This window comes from Mesorhizobium sp. M1E.F.Ca.ET.063.01.1.1 (assembly GCF_003998155.1).
Classification (GTDB): domain Bacteria; phylum Pseudomonadota; class Alphaproteobacteria; order Rhizobiales; family Rhizobiaceae; genus Mesorhizobium.
In genome coordinates this window covers 1-3,318 of record NZ_RZSC01000652.1, presented here as the reverse complement: position 1 = coordinate 3,318, position 3,318 = coordinate 1, and the positions used below count along the sequence as shown (strand labels likewise).

The 3,318-nt window shown below is 62.8% G+C and carries 4 protein-coding genes and 1 pseudogene; 3 read left to right on the top strand and 2 right to left on the bottom strand.

All coding sequences use genetic code 11. From position 1 onward, the window contains the following. The 3 genes from repC to EOA29_RS29935 form a co-directional block, all read left to right on the top strand. Window positions 1–542: plasmid replication protein RepC (repC, locus tag EOA29_RS29945; protein ID WP_245468577.1), on the top strand; the 542-nt coding region annotated here is incomplete at its 5' end. Window positions 543–629: 87 nt separating this feature from the next. Beyond that, on the top strand, window positions 630–1,061 hold the full coding sequence (locus EOA29_RS29940) for a DUF2384 domain-containing protein (protein ID WP_127222018.1): 432 nt from the start codon (window positions 630–632) through the stop codon (window positions 1,059–1,061). Next, window positions 1,058–1,540: an RES family NAD+ phosphorylase gene (locus tag EOA29_RS29935; RefSeq protein ID WP_127222017.1), complete on the top strand. Its 483-nt coding sequence runs from the start codon at window positions 1,058–1,060 to the stop codon at window positions 1,538–1,540. Before EOA29_RS29940 ends, EOA29_RS29935 begins: the two co-directional genes overlap by 4 nt. 237 nt (window positions 1,541–1,777) lie before the next feature. Here EOA29_RS29935 and EOA29_RS29930 read toward each other — a convergent pair whose 3' ends face one another. Together EOA29_RS29930 and EOA29_RS29925 are read right to left on the bottom strand one after the other, a co-directional pair. After that, entirely contained in the window at window positions 1,778–2,947 is a 1,170-nt protein-coding gene (locus EOA29_RS29930; RefSeq protein ID WP_127222016.1) for a tyrosine-type recombinase/integrase, read from the bottom strand. 9 nt (window positions 2,948–2,956) lie between these two features. After that, a pseudogene (locus EOA29_RS29925) lies at window positions 2,957–3,318 on the bottom strand (hypothetical protein); the annotation flags it as partial.

Here is a 3,318-nt window from a genome sequence, read left to right as displayed (position 1 = left end):
TAGCCGATCTGGCCGCCTTGCGTGATGATGCGGATAAGCTGCTGGAAATCCATATGAAATCCACGAATCCGAGCGGCAATGACTCTCAAAACGAGCGGCAGCAATCTGATTCAAATACCGACTCTATTTTTGAGTTTGAACCTGCTTTGGAAAAAAGCGGGGCGGCGGCCGAGCCACTAACGAGGACCGCAGAGCCGCCGAAAACCTATCCGCTGGGGCTAGTGCTGAAGGCCTGCCCCGAAATCGCGGACTACGCCGTCGACGGAATCGGCAACTGGCGCGATTTCATGATAACCGCCGCCCAGGTGCGGGGATATCTGGGCGTTTCGCCGTCGGCGTATGAGGATGCCTGCCATGTCATGGGTCAGGAGATCGCCGCGGTGGTGATTGCCTGCATTCTGCAGCGGGCACAGCACATCGATTCAGCCGGCGGCTATCTGCGCGTTCTCACCGAGAAGGCGAGGGCAGGGCAGTTTTCGGTCGGGCCGATGCTTATGGCCGCATTGCGAGCGAACGGCGCGACTGCAAAGATGACAGGCTAACTGCCGGCGGATCGGTCGCGATGATGCAGGGGCTTGTATGGCGCACCATGTGAGGCTATATTTGGTCTCAAATGGATGGAGAGTGATATGCTGGCGTTCGGAAATGTCGCCGACGTGTTGGGGCTGCCCGTTAAAGAGGTGGCGGCGCGGTCGCCTTTCGGGCTGATCTCCCGGATCGAGCATGGACTTCCCATCGGGGCGCTCGAGCGCGTTGCGCATCTTCTGGCACCTGGCGATGCTCAGTTCAAATACCGGTTGATCCCCAAGGCGACCTATGAGCGGCGCAAGACGGTACATCGTCTCTCGTCGGATGAGGGCACACGATTGGCTCGCGTAGCGCGCGTCTGGGGTCTTGCTGTCGATGTCTGGCAGAACGAAGAGGAAGCGCGCGATTTCTTGTTTCGGCCGCACCCGATGATTGAGGACAAGCGACCGATCGACGTCGTTATCCTGAGCGAGTTCGGCGCCGAAATGGTGGTCGATATACTCGGAGGTCTGAAGTACGGCAGTGCTGCGTGACGGCGCAGACTCTCGATCGCACGCTATCGTCCTTTCGCATCGGCGATCCGGCCGGCACCTACCAGATCTTCGATGCGACCGGCTCGACAATCGCGCCAGGGCGATGGAACACGGCCGGAAGTCCTATCATCTATACCAGCGAGCACTATTCGACGGCGCTGTTGGAAAAGCTGGTGCATGGCAGCGGCCGCCTGCCGCCCAACCAGCACTACATCGAAATCACAATTCCGCGCGGACTGAGCTACGAGGTTTTTTCCCAGCCGTCACTGCCCGGCTGGGACACGATGCCGGCGACGGTGAGCAAGAGATTTGGCGAAACCTGGTGTTTAGAACGGCGCAGCGTCATCCTGCTGGTGCCGAGTGTCGTGGCGCGTCTCGATTGCAATGTGCTGATCAATCCGGCGCATCCGGAGTTTTCAAGGATCCAGACAAGCCTGCACCAGCCGGTCTACTGGGACCGGCGGCTGTTCGGCGCGTAACGGGGAGCTTTCTCGCCCACAACACCGAGCCTTGGTGAGATTGACGCGGAACCGGTCACGTCGGCGCTGGTATTTGCGCGCGCATCTCGATCGATGAGGCAAGGCCGGTGCGCAGCGAATAGCCGCAGAACTTTTGGCCCAGTTCCCCCTTCCGACAGGTCGCCGCGCACGCCGGCGGCAAGCGGAACCAATTGGAGCTGACGCCGCACGCTGTGATGTGCCGGATCGATCTGCGACTCAGACGATGATCCGCGCCGCCCGCCCGAGCGTGCGTTCGGCATCGTTGTAGTAGTTCGACGCCTGCTGAACCGAGCGATGCTGCGACTGCTGCATGGCTTCGGGCAGCGGAATGCCGCGGCGGGCGGTTTCGGTGAGATAGCCGGAGCGCAGGCCGTGGGCGGAAAACGCCACCGGATCAAGCCCGGCCTCGGCGATGCGGCGCTTCAGGATCAGGTTGACCGCCTGCGGCGTCAGGGCGCGTTTTTCGAGATTGCCCCAACGGTCGATGCCGCGAAACACGGCGCCTTCGCTGATGTTCGCACGCTCCAGCCACTCCCGCACGACCAGGACCGGACGGCCGACCAGAAGCACGAAGGCGTCGCTGTCGGCTTGTGTCGTCTTGGTCCGGCCGAGCCGGATTGACAGGCACGGCAGTTTTTCCCCGTCGAGGTCCTTGGGGTCGAGCGGCACCGGATCCTGTTCGACCAGCTGTTCGACACGCAGCGCCGACATTTCGCTGCGACGGCGGCCGCCGGAGGCGAAGGCCGTGATGAGGATGGCGCGATCCCTGACGTCGACGAGACGGTCGCCGGCGCAGGCCTTGAGCAGCACGGTCAAAATGTCGGCGGTCACGGCTTTCTTGCTCTTGCGGCCGCGTGGCCGGGCGCTGGCGCGCACCGCCAGCTTGATGGCGCTGTGCAGGCCTGGGGCCGCGAAATTTCCGTGCAAGCCGCGCCATTTGGTCAGCGTCGACCAGCTCGACAGACGCCGGCGTACGGTGTTCGGCGCGTGCGGTCCATCGACACGCAACAGGCCTTGGGTCCTGAGCGCTGCAGCCACCTCTTCGGGCATGCCGTGCGTGGACAAAAGATCGCGTTTTGCAGGATCCCACAGGTGATGGGCGACGAATTTGATCAGCAGCGCCTCCGGCGCCGGCCAGGGGAGCGAAAAACCGGTCGCGGCGAGCGACCAAGCCTCGAGATAGCCGAGGTCGGAGGCCAGCGCGCGCAGCGAATTCTCGCCGATGCCTTCCCTGGCGAGATGGCGCAGCGTGGCGACGTCGTCGTCGGTCAAAAGTTCGGCCAGAAAATCGCGCCGGTCGAATGGCAGCACCGAATCCAGTCCATCGAGCGCCTCCGCACGGCGCAGTTTATGGTCGGGTACGGGCTTTGGCAGGCGAAGATCCATGACGGCGGCTCAGAACAGATATTTTTTGTCTGCCCAGGCGAGCAGCACGGCTGCATCGCGGTCTGGCAGGCGCACGCGGCCTTGGCGCAGGCCCTCAGCGATCGCATCGCCGACGTCCGGATCGACCCAGTGCCCGTGCGTCATCAGAAAGAACCAGGCGAAGGGCAGGCCAATCTCGGCGTCGATCGCCTCGGTCCGCTCCATCAGGCGGTGCACCGAAATACCGTCTTCCAACGGCAGCTTCCCGGCGGGCGTTTTGAGCGGCCGCGGGATAAAACCGATCTTGCGTTTTTTGCCACGATGTTCGAGATCGTGGATGTCGAAGGCCCAATGGTCAAAAACGCGGTGAGCGCAAGCGCTCGACCGCTCCC

Coding starts and splice junctions, on each gene's coding strand:
- EOA29_RS29940 (WP_127222018.1), top strand. CDS start 630: ATGCTGGCGTTCGGAAATGTCGCCGACGTGTTGGGGCTGCCCGTTAAA.
- EOA29_RS29930 (WP_127222016.1), bottom strand. CDS start 2,947: ATGGATCTTCGCCTGCCAAAGCCCGTACCCGACCATAAACTGCGCCGT.